18 protein-coding genes are annotated in these 17229 nt (G+C 30.1%); 11 read left to right on the forward strand and 7 right to left on the reverse strand.

What is annotated here, in order from left to right; all coding sequences use genetic code 11:
* Positions 1 to 592 (reverse strand): pantoate--beta-alanine ligase (locus ACTTAT_RS05720; protein WP_440680075.1); only part of this gene is annotated, 592 nt, incomplete at its 3' end.
* Between the two features lie 14 nt (positions 593 to 606).
* Between ACTTAT_RS05720 and ACTTAT_RS05725 the strand changes: the two genes are divergently transcribed.
* The 4 genes from ACTTAT_RS05725 to clpA are packed head-to-tail and all read left to right on the forward strand — an operon-like array spanning position 607 to position 5285.
* Positions 607 to 1401 (forward strand): sugar phosphate nucleotidyltransferase, encoded by a 795-nt coding sequence (locus ACTTAT_RS05725; protein ID WP_440680076.1) that lies wholly within the window; start codon positions 607 to 609, stop codon positions 1399 to 1401.
* Complete coding sequence (locus ACTTAT_RS05730) at positions 1401 to 2711, forward strand: UDP-glucose dehydrogenase family protein (RefSeq protein ID WP_440680077.1); 1311 nt, start codon at positions 1401 to 1403, stop codon at positions 2709 to 2711. The genes ACTTAT_RS05725 and ACTTAT_RS05730 overlap by 1 nt, the downstream gene beginning before the upstream one ends.
* The gene (locus tag ACTTAT_RS05735; protein WP_440680078.1) at positions 2692 to 2994 is read left to right on the forward strand and encodes an ATP-dependent Clp protease adaptor ClpS; all 303 of its coding nucleotides are present in this window, start codon (positions 2692 to 2694) and stop codon (positions 2992 to 2994) included. Before ACTTAT_RS05730 ends, ACTTAT_RS05735 begins: the two co-directional genes overlap by 20 nt.
* Positions 2994 to 5285 (forward strand): ATP-dependent Clp protease ATP-binding subunit ClpA, encoded by a 2292-nt coding sequence (gene clpA / locus ACTTAT_RS05740; RefSeq protein ID WP_440680079.1) that lies wholly within the window; start codon positions 2994 to 2996, stop codon positions 5283 to 5285. Before ACTTAT_RS05735 ends, clpA begins: the two co-directional genes overlap by 1 nt.
* On the opposite strand, the gene ACTTAT_RS05745 is transcribed toward clpA, so the two are convergent.
* The 6 genes from ACTTAT_RS05745 to ruvX all read right to left on the reverse strand — a co-directional run bounded on the left by ACTTAT_RS05745 (position 5282) and on the right by ruvX (position 11683).
* Positions 5282 to 5737 carry a RidA family protein gene (locus ACTTAT_RS05745; RefSeq protein WP_440680080.1) on the reverse strand — a complete coding sequence of 152 codons (456 nt, stop codon included), beginning with the start codon at positions 5735 to 5737 and terminating at the stop codon, positions 5282 to 5284. The genes clpA and ACTTAT_RS05745 overlap by 4 nt on opposite strands.
* Positions 5737 to 8289 carry a type I DNA topoisomerase gene (topA, locus tag ACTTAT_RS05750; protein WP_440680081.1) on the reverse strand — a complete coding sequence of 851 codons (2553 nt, stop codon included), beginning with the start codon at positions 8287 to 8289 and terminating at the stop codon, positions 5737 to 5739. The genes ACTTAT_RS05745 and topA overlap by 1 nt, the downstream gene beginning before the upstream one ends.
* A 71-nt stretch (positions 8290 to 8360) precedes the next feature.
* Positions 8361 to 8939, reverse strand: coding sequence for a glycerol-3-phosphate 1-O-acyltransferase PlsY (gene plsY, locus ACTTAT_RS05755; protein ID WP_440680082.1), 579 nt, complete (start codon positions 8937 to 8939; stop codon positions 8361 to 8363).
* The gene (gene pyrC, locus ACTTAT_RS05760) at positions 8939 to 10222 is read right to left on the reverse strand and encodes a dihydroorotase (RefSeq protein ID WP_440680083.1); all 1284 of its coding nucleotides are present in this window, start codon (positions 10220 to 10222) and stop codon (positions 8939 to 8941) included. The genes plsY and pyrC overlap by 1 nt, the downstream gene beginning before the upstream one ends.
* Positions 10219 to 11172: an aspartate carbamoyltransferase catalytic subunit gene (locus ACTTAT_RS05765; protein ID WP_009360143.1), complete on the reverse strand. Its 954-nt coding sequence runs from the start codon at positions 11170 to 11172 to the stop codon at positions 10219 to 10221. Before ACTTAT_RS05765 ends, pyrC begins: the two co-directional genes overlap by 4 nt.
* 40 nt (positions 11173 to 11212) lie before the next feature.
* Positions 11213 to 11683, reverse strand: a complete 471-nt coding sequence (gene ruvX, locus ACTTAT_RS05770) for a Holliday junction resolvase RuvX (protein ID WP_440680084.1) — start codon at positions 11681 to 11683, stop codon at positions 11213 to 11215.
* Between the two features lie 37 nt (positions 11684 to 11720).
* Between ruvX and gatC the strand changes: the two genes are divergently transcribed.
* The 7 genes from gatC to ACTTAT_RS05805 are packed head-to-tail and all read left to right on the forward strand — an operon-like array spanning position 11721 to position 17228.
* Positions 11721 to 12008, forward strand: coding sequence for an Asp-tRNA(Asn)/Glu-tRNA(Gln) amidotransferase subunit GatC (gatC, locus tag ACTTAT_RS05775; RefSeq protein ID WP_440680085.1), 288 nt, complete (start codon positions 11721 to 11723; stop codon positions 12006 to 12008).
* Positions 12008 to 13468 carry an Asp-tRNA(Asn)/Glu-tRNA(Gln) amidotransferase subunit GatA gene (gene gatA / locus ACTTAT_RS05780; RefSeq protein WP_440680086.1) on the forward strand — a complete coding sequence of 487 codons (1461 nt, stop codon included), beginning with the start codon at positions 12008 to 12010 and terminating at the stop codon, positions 13466 to 13468. Before gatC ends, gatA begins: the two co-directional genes overlap by 1 nt.
* Positions 13468 to 14934, forward strand: coding sequence for an Asp-tRNA(Asn)/Glu-tRNA(Gln) amidotransferase subunit GatB (gatB, locus tag ACTTAT_RS05785; protein WP_440680087.1), 1467 nt, complete (start codon positions 13468 to 13470; stop codon positions 14932 to 14934). Before gatA ends, gatB begins: the two co-directional genes overlap by 1 nt.
* Positions 14935 to 14939: 5 nt before the next feature.
* Positions 14940 to 15590, forward strand: a complete 651-nt coding sequence (locus ACTTAT_RS05790; RefSeq protein ID WP_440680088.1) for an O-methyltransferase — start codon at positions 14940 to 14942, stop codon at positions 15588 to 15590.
* Complete coding sequence (gene trhO, locus ACTTAT_RS05795) at positions 15566 to 16450, forward strand: oxygen-dependent tRNA uridine(34) hydroxylase TrhO (protein ID WP_440680089.1); 885 nt, start codon at positions 15566 to 15568, stop codon at positions 16448 to 16450. Before ACTTAT_RS05790 ends, trhO begins: the two co-directional genes overlap by 25 nt.
* Complete coding sequence (locus ACTTAT_RS05800) at positions 16447 to 16926, forward strand: redoxin family protein (protein WP_440680090.1); 480 nt, start codon at positions 16447 to 16449, stop codon at positions 16924 to 16926. Before trhO ends, ACTTAT_RS05800 begins: the two co-directional genes overlap by 4 nt.
* Positions 16926 to 17228, forward strand: coding sequence for a TIGR03643 family protein (locus tag ACTTAT_RS05805; RefSeq protein WP_440680091.1), 303 nt, complete (start codon positions 16926 to 16928; stop codon positions 17226 to 17228). Before ACTTAT_RS05800 ends, ACTTAT_RS05805 begins: the two co-directional genes overlap by 1 nt.
* Position 17229: the final 1 nt, after the last annotated feature.

Here is a 17229-nt window from a genome sequence, read left to right on the forward strand (position 1 = left end):
TAATTAATGTAGCCTTTTTTTTATTTGCTTTATTAAGTAATTGATTTCTAGATGATAAAGCTAATCCATTACTATCTCTTATAGTTTTGCAGTTAATTATTTTAGTTTTGATTTTATTTAGAAATATAAAATCTTTTATAATTTTTAATTGTTGAAAATCCTTCTCTCCTAAATACATTTTTGAAGAAGGCACAATATCAGTAAGCTTTTCAATAACTTTCAAAACACCTTTAAAATGTCCTTTTCTATATTTGTGTTCCATAATTTTATTTATTTTTGGATATTTTCTTTTTTTTGACTTCCAGGAGTAAATTTCATTAAAAGATGGAATGAATAAGTAGTTTACCTTAAGCTTTTTACAAATACGGATGTCATCATTAATTTTTTTTGGATATTTTTTTAAATCATTCTTATTATTAAATTGTTTTGGATTTAAAAAAATACTCACAACTGTTATCTTGTTTTCTGTGATAGATTTTTTTATTAAATACTCATGTCCTTTGTGCAAAGACCCCATTGTAGGAACAAAACCAGATTTCTTGATATTCTTAAAAAGTAAATTGATTTCTTTGGATTTTTTTATAATTTTCATTTAAAGTTTTAATAATGATTAAACAAGCAATTATACCACTTGCCGGCTTAGGTACAAGGATGCTGCCCTTGACCAAAGCTTTTCCAAAAGAACTTTGGCCGTTAGGGAATAAATCAATTCTTGAAAATATTTTAGATGAATGTTTTGACGCAGGTATCAATGAAATTATTTTAGTGATTTCAAAAAAAAAAAAATCAATAAAAGATTACTTTAAAAAAGATATTGTTCTTGAAAAAAAAGTTAAAAATAAACCTGAACTTTTAAAGTCTTTAAAAAATTTAAATAAAATATCTTCTAAAATTAAATTTGTTTACCAGGACAAGCCCAAAGGATTAGGCCATGCTGTTTTGTGTGCAAAAAAATTAATTAAATCAAAGCATTTTTTACTATTACTTCCGGATGACATTATAAATGGTAAGAATTCTTCTAAAGAACTTATTGCCATAAATAAAAAAACAAACTCTTCAGTTATTGCAATAAGAAAAGTGATTAAAAAGGATGTTAAGCGATATGGTATAGTAGGGTTTGATGAATTCAAAAATTTAAAAATTAATAAAATGGTAGAAAAGCCTTCAGTAAAAAACTCACCATCTCAGTTTGCAATTATAGGAAGATATATTTTGAATAAATCTATTTTTAATTACCTAGGTAAACAAAAAAGTGGTAAATTAGGTGAAATTCAAATTACAGACGCAATGAACGCAATGCTTTTTCATGAAAATTTTTATGGATGCAAATTTAAAGGTAAATATTTAGACTGTGGAACTATAAATGGGTATATAAATTCATTTAAAGAAATAAATAAATAATGAAAATTTGTTTTATAGGTACTGGTTATGTTGGCCTTGTTTCTGGTGTGCTTTTCTCTGATTTTGGTAACAAGGTAACATGTGTAGATAATGACCAAAAAAAAATAGATAATTTAAAAAAAGGAATTATTCCAATTTTTGAACCTGGTCTTGATGAGCTAGTAATAAGAAATTATAAATCAAAAAGATTATCTTTTACAACTGACATAGCTAGAGCAATTAAAGACTCAGATATAATATTCATTGCAGTGGGAACACCTACAGCCAAAGACGGAGTCTCCGCAGATTTAAAAAATGTTTATGCAGTAGCAAATGTTATTTCTAAAAATATAAATAAGTATAAAATAATTATCACAAAATCTACCGTCCCGGTTTGTACTGGAGATGAAGTTGAAAAAATTATTAAAAAAAATAATCCATCTTCAAAATTTGATGTAGTTTCCAATCCAGAGTTTTTACGTGAAGGTGAGGCTATTCGGGACTTTAGATATGCTGATCGAGTTGTCATTGGATCAAATAATTTGTCAAAAACAAAACCAATATTGGAAAAACTTTATGAGCCAATTATTAAAAAAGGTGCAAAATTTATAGCAACAACTAGAAGAAGTTCAGAATTAATTAAATATGCAGCTAATGCATTCCTGGCTACCAAGATTACATTCATTAATGAAATAGCAAATCTTTGTGAACAGGTTGGCTCTAATGTTGAAGATATTGCCATTGGCATTGGAACAGACGCAAGGATAGGGCCTAGGTTTTTAAGGGCTGGCCCTGCTTATGGTGGTTCTTGTTTTCCAAAAGATACTAAAGCTCTTACTAAAATTGGAAACAAATTTAAAACGGATATGTCAGTTGTTAAATCTGTAATAAAAAGTAATGAAAAAAGAAAATCAAAACTTGCTGATCAAATATTAAAAATATTAGGTAATCCCAAAGGAAAAAAAGTTGGTTTTTTAGGTGTTACTTTTAAAGCAAATACAGATGACATGAGAGATACTCAATGTTTAAAAATTTTTCCTAAACTTTTGAATAAAGGAGTTAAGATTTCGTATTATGATCCAACTGGTGAAAAAAAAGAATTAAAAAAAATAAAATTTTTAAAAAGTTCTGATGAAATTTTAAATCAAAATGACTTAATAGTAATACACACTGAGTGGGATGAATTTAGATCGTTAAATTTTAAAAAAGCTAAATCTAAAAAGATTAAAATTTTTGACATGAGGAATTTATATCAGCCAGATAGTTTTTCAAATAAAAAAATTATTTATTATTCAATCGGTAGACCTGTGAATGAAAAAAAAGCTCGATAAACTTAATCAACTTGAATTTAAAGAACAAACCAAGAAACCTAAATTTTTCAAATTAATTCTTCTAAACGATGATTTTACAACAATGGATTTTGTTGTTAAGATTTTAGTAATGTTTTTAAATAAATCAAATCATGAAGCAAATTATTTAATGCTTAAAATTCACAATGAAGGATCTGCAATTTGCGGTGTTTTCCCTAAAGATGTTGCGCTTACGATTCAAAACAAGATTCATAACTTTTCAAAAATAAATAAACAACCTTTGAAATGCATTGTTAAAGAATAATGGCAACTTTTACAAAATCTTTAGAAAAATCAATTTCAAATGCATTTGCCTTAGCTACTGAAAAAAATCATCAGTATGTAACATTGGAGCATCTTTTGTTTTCATTAATGGATGAAGAAGATGCTCAAAATGTAATGAAAGCTTGCAGCGTTGATATAGGTTTATTAAGAGAAAATTTGGAACATTATATTGATCATGAATTAGATAATATAGTTAACTCTGAAAAAATTTCAGATCCTCAACCCACCGCTGGTTTTCAAAGAGTTATTCAAAGATCGATAGTACACGTTCAATCTTCAGGTAAATCTGAGGTAACAGGAGCAAACATTTTAGTTTCGTTATTTGCTGAAAGAGAAAGTCACGCAACTTATTTTTTACAAGAGCAGGAAGTTACCAGATACGATGTCGTTAATTTTATATCACATGGAATTACCAAAATAGAGAATTTTTCATATACGGAAAATTTAGAAACAGATCAAAAAATTGGACAAAAGACAAATGAACGAACTGCACTAGATAATTTTTGCGTAAATTTAAATCTAAAAGCTTCAGCCAATAAAATTGATACTTTGATCGGTAGAGATGATGAGGTGAATCGTATGGCTCAAATTTTATGCAGAAGAACCAAGAACAACCCACTATTAGTTGGCGATCCTGGTGTTGGCAAAACAGCAATTGTTGAAGGTTTAGCTAAAAGAATTTTTAATAAAAATGTTCCAGAACCATTAAAAGATTCTGTGATATTTTCACTTGATCTTGGATCATTACTAGCTGGAACGAGATATAGGGGTGATTTTGAAGAGCGTCTGAAAACAATTATTAATGAAATTGAAAAAAATGATAATTACATTCTTTTTATAGACGAGATTCATACGCTTGTAGGAGCTGGTACAACAACTGGTAACTCAATGGATGCAGCAAATATGCTTAAGCCAGCTTTACAATCTGGAAAAATTAAATGTATTGGCTCAACTACTTTTACAGAATATCGGTCAAATTTTGAAAAAGATAGAGCTCTCCAAAGAAGATTTCAAAAAATTGATGTTTCTGAACCAACTATTGATGAAGCTTATAAAATTATGTTTGGTTTAAGAGATAAATACGAGGAATATCACAAAGTAAAATACAGTGATGATGCTATTAAAGCATCTGTTGATTTATCAGCTAAATATATTGGAAACAAAAGACTTCCCGATAAATCAATTGATATTTTAGATGAACTGGGCGCGTTTGAAAATTTAAAAGAAAACAAAGACAGAAAAGAAATTTTAGACGAGAGTGATGTGGAGCAAGTTGTTGCCAAAATAACAAAAATACCAGAAAAAAGTATTACTGCTAACGATAGGTATTATCTTAAAGATTTAGATAAAAATTTAAAAAGGTTAATATATGGACAGGATCATGCAGTCGACGCACTTTGCTCATCAATTAAACTATCTAGATCTGGCTTAAGAAATCCAGAAAAAACTATAGGGAATTATTTATTTAATGGTCCAACAGGTGTTGGCAAAACAGAATTGGCAAAACAATTATCAAAAACTTTAGGGGTCGAACTTGTTAGATTTGATATGTCTGAATTTAGTGAGAAGCATACCATTTCTAAATTAATAGGCTCACCTCCTGGTTATGTTGGCTTTGATCAAGGCGGGCAACTTTCAGAGTCTATAGAAAAAAATCCATATTGTGTACTTTTGATTGATGAAATTGAAAAGGCACATCCTGATATTTTTAATATTCTTTTACAAATTATGGATTACGGAAAATTAAAAGATCAAAATGGAAAAAATGTTGATTTTAGAAATGTTATATTAATTTTAACTAGTAACATTGGTGCCGCAGAGTTAGAAAAAGATCAAATTGGTTTTTCAACTAAAAAAAATAATGAAATCGATCAACAGACAATAAATAAAGTTTTTAGTCCTGAATTTAGAAATAGATTAGACTCAATAATTAGTTTTAACAGACTTGATAAATCTATAATTAAGCAAATTGTCAGCAAGTTCATTCTTGAGCTCGAGACTCAATTAAATGCTAGAGATGTTGTGATTGAACTGTCTAACACTGCAAATGATTTAATATGTGAAAAAGGCTATTCACAAACAATGGGCGCGCGACCAATATCGAGGTATATAGATGAGCATATTAAAAAAACTTTAGCTGATGAAATTATACATGGAAAATTAGTAGATGGAGGACATGTTAAAGTTGATGTTAAAGATGAAAAAATTATTTTTAATTATAAAAAATTCTCAAAATCTGAAAAGCCAGAAAAAGTTCTAGGTAAAAATTAAACTTCAAATATAGTTTCTAACTCAACTGCTGCATCCAAGGGTAGGGTATTTGCACCAATTACAGCTCTTGCATGTTTACCTTTATCTCCAAAAATGTTTACTATTAAATCAGATGCAATATTTAAAAGTTTTGCATGTTCTTTAAATTCAGCAGAGCAATTATAGTAGCCTGTAATTTTAACACACCTTTTTACTAGATTTAAATCATTGGTTGCTTTTTTTAATTGTCCCAAAACATTGAGAATGGCTATTCTAGTTGCTTGTTCACCTTCTTCGATTGTTAAATTTTTACTAATTTTTCCCTTAATTATACTTCCGTCTGGAAGTATAGGTAACTGTCCAGAGATAAAAATTAAATTATTTGATTTTATAAAAGCTGAATAATTCCCAACAGGGTCAGGTGGATTTGGTATTTCGATATTTAGATTATTAAGCTTATCCTCAATAGACATTATTTTTTCTTTTTAGTCTTCTTTGTTTTTTTGAGGGTTTTACCTTTTTTTTGAGCGTCATACTCTAAACGTTTATCAATATAAACTAATGCCTCTTCCATGGTAATATCATTTGGATCTTTATCATCAGGTATGGTTGCATTTATTGTTTTGTATTTAATATACGGACCAAATTGACCTTTCATTACTTTTACTGGTTTTTTATCTTCGGGATGTTCACCGAGGTTTTTAATTTCGTTTGAAGACCTTCTTCCTGGCTTTGCTTCAGCAATTAAAGTAATTGCTTTATTGATTCCAATTGAAAAAATATCTTCAGGAGATTCTAAGGTAGCCGATTTGTTGGCGCACTTTACGTAAGGACCAAACCTTCCGTTATTTAAAGTAATATCCTCATTATTTTCGGGATACTTTCCTAAAACTTTTGGTAATCCTGATAAAAATTTTGCTTTTTCAATATCAACATCATTAGGCGATATTCCTTTTGGAATTGAAAAATTTTTCATTTCTTTTTCATCATTGCCAACTTGAAGGTATGGCCCAAATCTACCTTTTTTAAGCATAATTTTTTTGCCTTCATCAGTTTCTCCAATTTCCTTTGGCTCTGACATAAAATCTTCTTGAGCAGCTTTTATTCTTGATAAAGGTCTTGTAAATTTACATTCAGGATAATTAGAGCATCCAATAAAAGCACCAAATCGCCCAACTTTTAAGCTTAACTCGCCACCGCACTGGCATTTTCTTAAAACTTTTCCTTCTCCATCTTTATCAAAAATTATATCTGCTAAACTTTCATTAAGCATATCAAGAATAGTTCTTGTTCTTAATTCTTTGACTTCATTTATATTTGAATTAAATTTTTCCCAAAATTGACTTAAGACATCGATCCATTTGATTTTACCAGATGTTATTTCATCTAAGCTATCTTCTAAATTTGCGGTAAAGTTATAATCAACATATCTATTAAATAATTTATCTAAAAAAGCTGTTATTAATTTTCCTCGGTCTGTTGGGGTAAATTTTTTATTAATTAATTCTACATAATTTCTAGTTGATAAAACTGAAATAATACTTGCATAGGTTGATGGTCTGCCAATTCCTAGCTCTTCAAGTTTTTTAACTAAACTTGCCTCAGAATATCTTGGAGGAGGATTTGTAAAATGTTGTTCATCTATAATTTTATCTAATATTAGCTCATCACCTTCATTAACATTGGGTAAAATATTTTCATCATCATTATCGTCTTTTTTTTCATCTTCTTCTTTTGTTTCTTGATAAAGTTTTAAAAAACCATCAAATTTTTGAATGGAACCATTTGCTCTAAATCCTATAGTTTTGTCACTATTATAAATATCAACTGAAGTTCTCTCAAACTCAGCAGATTGCATTTGAGATGATACAGTTCTATTCCAAATCAGTTCGTATAACCTCATTTGATCTCTATCTAATATTGATTTTAAGGATGCTGGGTCTCTGTTAATGTCAGTTGGTCTAATTGCTTCGTGGGCCTCTTGTGCATTTTTTGCTTTTTTCCCACTGTAGTTCCTCGCTTGTTCTGGCAAATATTCTTTTCCAATTTTATTTTCAATAAAAGTTCTACAAGTCTGTAGCGCTTCATTGGATATTTGTATTCCATCAGTTCTCATATAAGTAATTAGTCCAACTGTTTCTCCATCAATTTCAAATCCTTGATATAATCTTTGAGCCACTTGCATTGTTCTTGAAGCTCCAAAGCCTAACTTTTTAGAAGCTTCTTGCTGCATTGTTGAAGTCGTAAAGGGTGCGTATGGATTTCTTTTATATGGTTTTTTTTCTATTTGAGTGATTTTAAAATTGTGTTTTTTTATTTCTTCTACTGCTGATTTAGTTTGTTCTTCATTTTTAAAGAAAAATTTATTTGTTTTTTCTGATTTAAATAAGGTAATTTTTGAATTTAAGTCTTTATTTTCTTTATTTTTAAATAAAGATTGAATACTCCAATATTCTTCTGGTTTAAAAAGTTCTATTTCATTCTCTCTTTGAACAATTAATTTTAAGGCAACAGATTGCACTCTACCTGCAGATTTAGATCCAGGTAGTTTTGTCCAAAGTATTGGCGATATATTAAAGCCAACCAAGTAATCCAAAGCTCTTCTTGCCATATAAGCGTCAACTAGCTCAGTGTTAATTGATCTAGGATTATCTATTCCATTTTTTACTGCTTTTTTTGTGATTTCATTAAATACAACTCTTTCAACTTGTTTGTCTTTTAATAATTTTTTATCATCAAGAATATTTTTAACATGCCAAGCTATTGCTTCACCTTCTCGATCGGGGTCAGTTGCAAGGATAATTTTTTTAGCATCTTTAGCCGCATCATAAATTTCTTTTAAAGGTTTTTTAGAACCAGGATCAATTTCCCAAGTCATATTAAAATTATTTTCAGTATCAACCGATCCATTTTTTGAAGGCAAATCTCTTACATGACCATAACTTGCTAACACGATATAATCTTCACCAAGATATTTGTTAATCGTCTTTGCTTTTGCAGGACTTTCCACAATTACTAAATTCATAGCAAAATCTAGTCTCAAATATTTTAATAATTGTCAATTTAATGTTGTTTGAAAGCAATAAAATGGTGCTTTTATTTAGTTTTTATTTTACTTTCGTCGCCAGAAATAATTCTCTTGATGTTATCTCTATGGGTGTAGATACTAAAAACTGTAAAGAAAAACATTAGTAAAGATAAATTAAAATCATAAAAAACAAATGTTACAAATAGAGTAACAATAAAAGCTATGATTGCTGACAATGAAGATATTTTAAAAATTTTGGCAATCACTCCCCATGTAATTAAAAAAACTAATCCTAAAATGTAATTTGTTATTAATATTCCACCAATAAAAGTTGCTACACCTTTTCCACCTTTAAACTTTAGCCAAACAGGAAAAATATGACCAAGGTATACAATTAAAAAAGATAAAAGACTGTACTCACTAAAAAATTTATTTGTAATTAATACTGCAATACTGCCTTTTGCAATATCTGATAACAAAGTATATGCCGCAACCTGCTTATTGCCCGTTCTAAGAACATTAGTTGCACCAATATTTCCTGATCCTATATTTCTAACATCACCTAATCCTGCAATTTTTGCATAAATTAATCCAAAGGGAATGCTGCCCAGTAAATACGAATATAAAATAACTAAAGTTATATTCATTATAGTTCAAAGACTAGCTTTCCATTGAGGAAAGTCTTCTCAACCTTGCCTTGTAGTTTTTTATCTTCAATTGCAGTATTTTTTGATTTTGATTGCATTTGATCTCTTTTTACTACCCAAGGTTTTTCAAGATCTATAACCGCTATATCAGCGGGCATTCCCTTTTCTAATGAACCGGCATTGATCCCAAAAATTTTTGCAGGATTTTCAGTAATTGCTTTAACTATAGTTTTAAGTTCGAGATTCCCGTTATGATACTGCTCCAAGGCTAGAGATAAAAATGTTTCTATTCCAGACGAGCCTGTAGCACACTTTTGAAAAGTTAGTCTTTTAGACTCTTCATCTTCTGGCTTGTGGTCAGACACAATAATATCAATTGTTCCATTTTTAACACCTTTGATTAAATCAAGTCTATCTTGCTCAGTTCTTAAAGGTGGTGATAATTTTAAAAAAGTTCTAAATTCACCAATATCATTTTCATTAAGTGACAAATGATTAATAGAAACACCAGTTGTAAAATCTATATTTTTTGATTTCCACTCATTTATAATTTCTAATGATTTTCCTGATGATAGTAGAGCAATATGATATTTAGATTTGTACTGACTAAGTAATCTTAAATCTCTCTCAATTACGACATGCTCAGCGTAATCGGGAATACCTTTTAAACCTAGTTTAGTTGCAATTAACCCTTCATTAATTACACCATTTTTGGATAATTCGTTATCCTGAGGCATTTGAACAATTAAAGCATTTTGGTTTTTCGCATAATTAAAAATCTTGTCCATTACATTGTTGCTTTGAACACACTTAATACCGTCAGTAAAACCTACGGCCCCACTAAGTTTTAATAATCCAAACTCGGTAATTTCATTTCCATCTAAGTTTTTTGTTAGAGAAGCTAAAGAATGAATTTTAATTAAAGATTTATCTCGAGCTCTTCTTTTAATAAAATCAAATGTAGACACATCATCAATAACGGGGTCAGTATTTGGCATAGTAACAACAGAGGTTACACCACCAGAAATAGCTGCTTGGCTTAAGGTTCTATAATTTTCTTTATACTCAAAACCTGGTTCCCCAGCAAAAACTCTACCATCAATTACACCGGGTATTGCAATTTTATTTGCACAGTCGTAAATTTTTACATCACCAACATTATTTTTAGTAACTTCTTTTCCAATAGCCTCAACAAAACCTTTTTCATCTATTAATATTCCACCAACTTCATCTATATCATTCTTTGTATCAATTATTCTTGCATTGATAATTGCTGATTTCATATTTGGTTCTCCATAAGAATTTTTAGACACGCCATTCTAACTGCAACACCCATTTCAACTTGCTGAACAATAATACTTCTATTAATATCATCAGCTAATGACGCATCAATTTCAATCCCTCTATTCATAGGACCCGGATGCATAATCAATGCATCTTCTTTGGCGTGCTTAATTTTTTTATAATCCAGGGCAAAAAATTCATAATATTCTCTTGTAGATGGGATATAAGATCCATCCATTCGTTCTAGCTGCATCCTTAACATCATAATAATATCTACATCTTTAAGCCCATCTTCCATGTTGGTATAAACTTTAACACCGAACTGATGAATTTCCTTTGGCATTAAAGTACTGGGAGCAATAACCCTTACTTCTGCACCCATCATTGTTAATAGATATATGTTAGACCTCGCAACACGTGAGTGCATAATGTCTCCACAAATTGCTATTTTCAATCCTTCAATTTTTCCAATTTTCATTTTGATTGTCATTGCATCTAGAAGAGCTTGAGTAGGGTGCTCTCTCCAACCATCACCAGCATTAATTACTGCACAATTTACTTTTCTTGATAATAAATTTGCCGCTCCAGAGTCTCCGTGTCTTATGACCAAAATATCTGGATGCATTGCATTTAAAGTCATTGCTGTATCTATAAGTGTTTCACCTTTTTTAATTGCAGAGTTTGAAACGTTCATGTTCATGACATCTGCACCAAGTCTTTTTCCCGCAAGCTCAAAAGATGAAAGAGTTCTTGTAGAACTTTCAAAAAATAAATTAATCTGAGTTTTTCCTTTTAATAAGCTTAATTTCTTGTTTTCTTTTCTATTTAGCTCAACAAAGGATTGGCTTTCGTTTAGTATATGAACAATTTCAGGAATAGATAAATCTTGAATACCTAGAAGGTGCTTCTTTTCATATTTAACAGCTTGTTTAGTTTTGAATAAAGCCATTAAAACCAGTCCTATAGGCTTATTTCATTAATTAGGCAAGCTATTTATTAAGAAAGTCAAGATAACCTTGAAGGATAAAAGCCGCCGCATGTTGATCTAGATTTTTTGATTTTTTAGAAGAGTTAATGTCCAAATCACTCATTAGATTAAACGCACCTTCACTTGATAATCGCTCATCCCATAAAGTTATAGGTAATTTCGTATTTTTTGAAATATTTTGTGCAAAGTCTCTAGCTGATTGCGATCTTGGTCCTGGGGTTCCGTCCATATTAATTGGATTACCAATTACTATCCCTTTGATTTCGTATTCTCTAATTATATTATTTAGTTCTTCTAAAAACTGTTTAAATTTTTTCATTACAATAATTTTAAAAGGTGTTGCTATTTTTTGATTAGGATCACTAACTGATAATCCTATGTTTTTTTTTCCAGGGTCTATTCCGAGTATTCTAGAATTTTTTCCAACTTTAATAAGAAAGTCGTTATTATCGCAAAGGTTGATAGTTTCCATTAAAGTGTTATTTTACCGCAAATTTTATCAAAGTCTAATGACAATTACCAAAGATACAGTAAAGAAAATTTCTAAACTTTCCAGGATTGCCTCAAACGAAAAGTTTGAAGAAAATATGATTAAAGATTTAAATGCAATTTTAAAATTCGTTGACCAACTTAATGAAGTAAAAATTGAAAATATAGAACCACTTGCTTCGACTGTTGAACAAGAATTAACCAAAAGAGATGATGAAGTAAAAAAAATGAATGAGAAGAAAGATATTCTTATTAATTCTCCAGAAGAAAATGATGATTTTTATGTTGTTCCAAAGGTTATTGAGTAATGACTGAAATTTATCAACTTACACTTTATGATTTAATAGAAAAAATAAAATCAAAAGAAATTTCTTGCGAGGAAGCAACAAAGTCATACGTCGATAGAGCTAAAAAATCACAAAAACTTAATTGTTTTATCGAAGAAACATTTGATCAAGCCTTAGATAAGGCAAAAAATCAGTCAGACAAAATAGATACTAGTAAAAAATTATTTGGCGCACCATTTGCAGTAAAAGATTTATTTTGTACTAAAGGTATTCAAACAACAGCTTCTAGTAAGATGCTTGAAGGATTTAAACCTGAATACGAGTCAACTGTTACTTCTAAACTATGGGATGAGGGAGCTAATCTTTTGGGCAAATTAAATTGTGATGAGTATGCGATGGGCTCATCAAACGAAACTAGTTATTTTGGAAATGTAATAAACCCATACAGAAATGATAAGGATTTAGTACCTGGTGGATCATCAGGAGGATCAGCGTCTGCGGTTGCAGCCCATCTTACATCGGCTACTGTTGGGACGGATACGGGTGGATCAATTAGACAACCAGCATCATTTACTGGAACTGTTGGTTTAAAACCAACTTATGGAAGATGTTCGAGATGGGGAATAGTTGCTTTTGCTTCTTCATTGGATCAAGCAGGACCAATGACAAAAGATGTTAGAGATGCTTCTTTATTAATGGAAGTTATTTCAGGACATGACAAAAAAGATTCAACGTCTGCACAAATAGAACAAGAAGCTTTTAGTCAAAAATTAACTAAAGATATTAAGGGTTTAAAAATTGGAATACCAAAAGAATATAAAATCGACGGTATGTCAAAAGAAATAATAGATCTTTGGGATAAAGGAATTGAGCTAGTAAAATCCTTAGGATGTGAAATTAAAGAAATATCGCTTCCGCATACAAAGTACGCTCTTCCAGCTTATTATATAATTGCCCCAGCAGAAGCTTCTTCTAATTTAGCAAGATACGATGGGGTAAGATATGGTTTTAGAGCTGAAGGTAAAGATTTAATAGAAATGTATGAAAACACTAGATCTTTGGGATTTGGTGATGAGGTAAAAAGAAGAATTTTAATTGGTACTTATGTTTTATCGTCAGGTTATTATGATGCCTATTATTTAAAAGCTCAAAAAGTTAGAAGGTTAATTAAAAATGACTTTGATGAAGCCTTTAAAAGTGTAGATACTATTCTAACACCTACAACACCATCAGCAGCATTCGCGATTGGTGAGAATGTTGATGATCCAATTTCTATGTATTTAAATGATGTGCTTACTGTGCCTGTAAATCTTGCAGGGTTACCAGCCATATCTATCCCTGCTGGATATGATCAAAACAATCTTCCATTAGGCCTACAATTGATTGGTAAATCTTTTGATGAGCAAACAGTTTTAAATAATGCATTTGCAATTGAACAGTCGATTAATTTTAAACCAAATTTCAAAGATTGGTGGATGTAATGTCAGAAAAAGAATTTGATTATTATTTAAAAGGTGAAAAAGGTGAGTATGAGGTTGTAATTGGTTTAGAAGTACATGCACAAGTTTTGTCAGAAGCTAAATTATTTTCTCCGTCTGCTACAAAATTTGGTTCAGAGCCAAATTCTCAAGTAAGTTTGGTCGACGCTGCGATGCCTGGAATGTTGCCTGTTATAAATAAATTTTGTGTAGAACAAGCTGTAAAAACAGGTTTAGGTTTAAATGCAAAGATAAATACCTTTTCTAAATTTGATAGAAAAAACTATTTTTACGCAGATCTCCCGCAAGGGTATCAAATTTCTCAATTTAAACATCCAATAGTAGGTGAGGGAAAAGTGATATTAGACATGCCTTACGGTACAAAAGAGATTGGAATTGAAAGATTGCACCTTGAACAGGACGCGGGAAAAAGCATACACGACCAAGATCCAAAAAATTCTTTAGTAGATTTAAATCGATCTGGAATAGCATTAATGGAAATCGTAAGTAAACCTGACCTAAGATCACCTGGTGAAGTTGGAGAATACATAAAAAAATTAAGATCAATTATGAGATATTTAAATACCTGTGATGGTAATATGGAACAAGGTTCATTGAGAGCTGATGTAAATGTTTCTGTGAGAAAAAAAGGATCAAAAGAATTTGGAACACGTTGTGAAATTAAAAATGTTAACTCAATTAAATTTATGCAGCAAGCCATTGACTATGAGGCCAGAAGACAAATTGAATTAATTGAAGAGGGCAATGAAGTTGATCAAGAAACGAGACTTTTTGATACAAAAAAACAAGAAACTAGATCGATGCGTAGTAAAGAAGACGCTCATGATTACAGATATTTTCCGGATCCGGATTTATTACCATTAAGATTGGAAGATTCTTATATCGAAGACTTAAAAAAAAGTTTACCAGAATTACCAGATCATAAAAAACAAAGATTGATATCAGAGTTTAAACTTTCAAATTATGAAGCAAGTGTAATTATATCTGATCAAGCCGTTTCGACATATTATGAAGAGGTAGCTAAAAATTCAGATTATAAACTTGCCGCAACGTGGTTAATGGGTGAATTGTTTGCAACTTTAAATAAAGAGGGCAAAGATATTACCGAAAGTCCAGTGAGCGCGGTTAATTTAGCTAAGATGATTAACTTAATTAAGGATGGAACAATTTCTGGAAAAATTGCCAAAACAGTTTTTGAAGAAATGATTAAAAACGATGGAGATCCATCAAAAATTGTTGAGGACAAAGGATTAAAACAAACTTCTGATCCAAAAGAAATTGAAAACATCGTTAATAAAGTTTTAGAAACAAATCAAGATAAAGTAGAACAATACAAGTCGGGCAAAGATAAACTTTTTGGTTTTTTTGTTGGTCAAGTTATGAAGGAAATGAAGGGAAAAGGAAACCCTCAGATGATCAACGATATTTTAAAAAATAAATTAAAATAATAAAAATGTCTGGAAATTTTCTACTCAATGAAAAACTTGAGAAATATATTTATGAAAATGGAGTTAACGAAACAAAAATAGAAGAAGAACTTAGAGAGTATAATAATAAAGAACACTCCAAATCAGCTCATTTGCAAATATCACCTGAGCAATCTGAGTTCCTTAAATTAATAATTAATATTGGTGGTTACAAAAACATATTAGAAATAGGCACTTATCTTGGTTATAGCGCTCTATCGATGGCGCTAGTCACTGAAGGTAGAGTAACCACAATTGACAAGGATGAAAAAACCAATGAAATTGCACTTAAATTTTGGAAAAAAGCAGGAGTTGATCATAAAATTAAGTTAATAACTGGTCTAGCGTCGAAAGAGTTAGATAAATTAAACGAAAAATATGATTTTATTTTTGTTGATGCCGATAAAACAAATAATGCTGAATATTATGAAAAATGCAAAAATCTTTTGAGTGAAGGAGGCGTTATGGCATTTGATAACATGCTTTGGAAAGGCAAGGTGTCAGAAGAAACAAATGATCCAAAGGTAGAAAAAATAAAAGCATTTAACAGTTATGTTAAACGTGATAATTATTTTGAAATTTCATTAATTTCCATAGGCGATGGAATAATGTTATGCAAAAAGAGAAATTCGATATAGTTAGTTTTTACAAATTCTGTCCTATTTTTGTTAATGAGGATTTAAGAATTAAATTCAAAAAAAATTTAATTGATTGTTCTTTAAAAGGAACCATAATTCTCTCACCCGAAGGAATTAATGGAACAATTTCTGGTTTATCAGGTTTTTTTTCAAGTTTTGAAAGTTTCGTCAAAATAACTTTAAAAATTGATAAATTTGATATTACAAATTCTTCATCATCAAATTTTATTCCTTTCAATAAACCCAAGGTTAAAATTAAAAAAGAAGTTGTCCCAATAGAAATAAAAACAAAAGTAAGAGATGGAAAACACTTAACACCTAGGGAATGGGATGAATTTATTATCAAAGATGATGTAATGCTTGTTGATGTGCGCAAGCCATTCGAATATGAGCTTGGTACTTTTAAAGGTGCAATTAATCCTCAGGTAAATAGTTTTAGAGAATTTAAAGAATATTTTTCAAAAGATTTTGTTAGAAAAAATAATAAAAAGCTTGCAATATTTTGCACAGGAGGAATTAGATGTGAAAAGGCTGCAGACCATTTGAAAACAATTGGAATGGAGAATGTATATCAGCTCGAAGGTGGTATTTTAAATTATTTAGATAATACAGATGAAGAAAAATCAAACTGGAATGGAGAGTGTTATGTTTTTGATCAACGTGTATCTGTTAAACATGGATCAAAACCTGGAACATACTCTATGTGTCATGGATGCAGACTTCCAATTAGCCTAAATGATAAAAAGTCAAAAAAATATATTGAGGGTATCACTTGTCCAAAATGCCATGATAAATTAACAGTTGATCAGAAAAAAAGATTTGCAATGAGACAATTTAATATTAAACATAATAACAAATGACACAAAAAATACCAAATTCAAGAATTGTAATCAGAGAAGATGGCAAGTTTATAGAAAAAGATATTTATGAATATTTTACGGGAAAAAAAATTGTAGCTTTTGCTTTACCTGGTGCATTTACTCCAACTTGTTCTAACTACCATGTTCCTGCTTATGAAGAAGAATATGAAAATATAACAGCTTTAGGTGTTGATGAAATTTATTGCATAAGTATGAACGATCCTTTTGTTATTGAAAAATGGAAGGAAATTTCTGGGGCAAAAAAGATTAAATTTATTCCTGATGGAAATGGTGTTTTTACTAACGATATGAAAATGATTTCAGATCGAAGTGCTTCAGGTATGGGGCCACGTTCCTTTAGGTACTCAATGTATGTTGAAGATGGGAATATAATAAAGTTATTTAAAGACGAAGATGGAAAATTTGATGTGAGCGATCCAAAAACAATGATAAATTTTCTTAAAGAAAATAAATAGTGATAACAAGAAAATCTTTTACCAGACCAGTAACAAAAACATCTAACCCTCAACCAATAAATAAAAAATCTAAAGACTGGATTATTTGGGCTGCATGGGCAGATAGGGTAACTTTTGAAGATATAAAAAGAGAAACAGGCAAAACAGAGTCTGAGGTGATTAAAATCATGAGATCTACATTAAAACCATCATCCTTTAGGCTTTGGAGGAAAAGAGTTCATACTAAATCTATAAAAAACCTTAAAAAATTTAGAGAAGATAGAAAAAAAATAAGAGATAAATCTTACAAAAACTACCTATAGT

This window comes from Candidatus Pelagibacter sp. HIMB1517 (genome assembly GCF_052047895.1).
Classification (GTDB): Bacteria; Pseudomonadota; Alphaproteobacteria; order Pelagibacterales; family Pelagibacteraceae; genus HIMB114.

Bases quoted from the DNA above. Each gene is read 5' to 3' on its own strand.
- gatB (WP_440680087.1), top strand. From the start codon at position 13,468: ATGTCAGAAAAAGAATTTGATTATTATTTAAAAGGTGAAAAAGGTGAG.
- clpA (WP_440680079.1), top strand. From the start codon at position 2,994: ATGGCAACTTTTACAAAATCTTTAGAAAAATCAATTTCAAATGCATTT.
- ACTTAT_RS05765 (WP_009360143.1), bottom strand. From the start codon at position 11,172: ATGGCTTTATTCAAAACTAAACAAGCTGTTAAATATGAAAAGAAGCAC.
- plsY (WP_440680082.1), bottom strand. From the start codon at position 8,939: ATGAATATAACTTTAGTTATTTTATATTCGTATTTACTGGGCAGCATT.
- ACTTAT_RS05790 (WP_440680088.1), top strand. From the start codon at position 14,940: ATGTCTGGAAATTTTCTACTCAATGAAAAACTTGAGAAATATATTTAT.
- ACTTAT_RS05725 (WP_440680076.1), top strand. From the start codon at position 607: ATGATTAAACAAGCAATTATACCACTTGCCGGCTTAGGTACAAGGATG.
- ruvX (WP_440680084.1), bottom strand. From the start codon at position 11,683: ATGGAAACTATCAACCTTTGCGATAATAACGACTTTCTTATTAAAGTT.
- trhO (WP_440680089.1), top strand. From the start codon at position 15,566: ATGCAAAAAGAGAAATTCGATATAGTTAGTTTTTACAAATTCTGTCCT.
- pyrC (WP_440680083.1), bottom strand. From the start codon at position 10,222: ATGAAATCAGCAATTATCAATGCAAGAATAATTGATACAAAGAATGAT.
- topA (WP_440680081.1), bottom strand. From the start codon at position 8,289: ATGAATTTAGTAATTGTGGAAAGTCCTGCAAAAGCAAAGACGATTAAC.
- gatA (WP_440680086.1), top strand. From the start codon at position 12,008: ATGACTGAAATTTATCAACTTACACTTTATGATTTAATAGAAAAAATA.
- ACTTAT_RS05730 (WP_440680077.1), top strand. From the start codon at position 1,401: ATGAAAATTTGTTTTATAGGTACTGGTTATGTTGGCCTTGTTTCTGGT.
- gatC (WP_440680085.1), top strand. From the start codon at position 11,721: ATGACAATTACCAAAGATACAGTAAAGAAAATTTCTAAACTTTCCAGG.
- ACTTAT_RS05745 (WP_440680080.1), bottom strand. From the start codon at position 5,737: ATGTCTATTGAGGATAAGCTTAATAATCTAAATATCGAAATACCAAAT.
- ACTTAT_RS05800 (WP_440680090.1), top strand. From the start codon at position 16,447: ATGACACAAAAAATACCAAATTCAAGAATTGTAATCAGAGAAGATGGC.
- ACTTAT_RS05735 (WP_440680078.1), top strand. From the start codon at position 2,692: ATGAAAAAAAAGCTCGATAAACTTAATCAACTTGAATTTAAAGAACAA.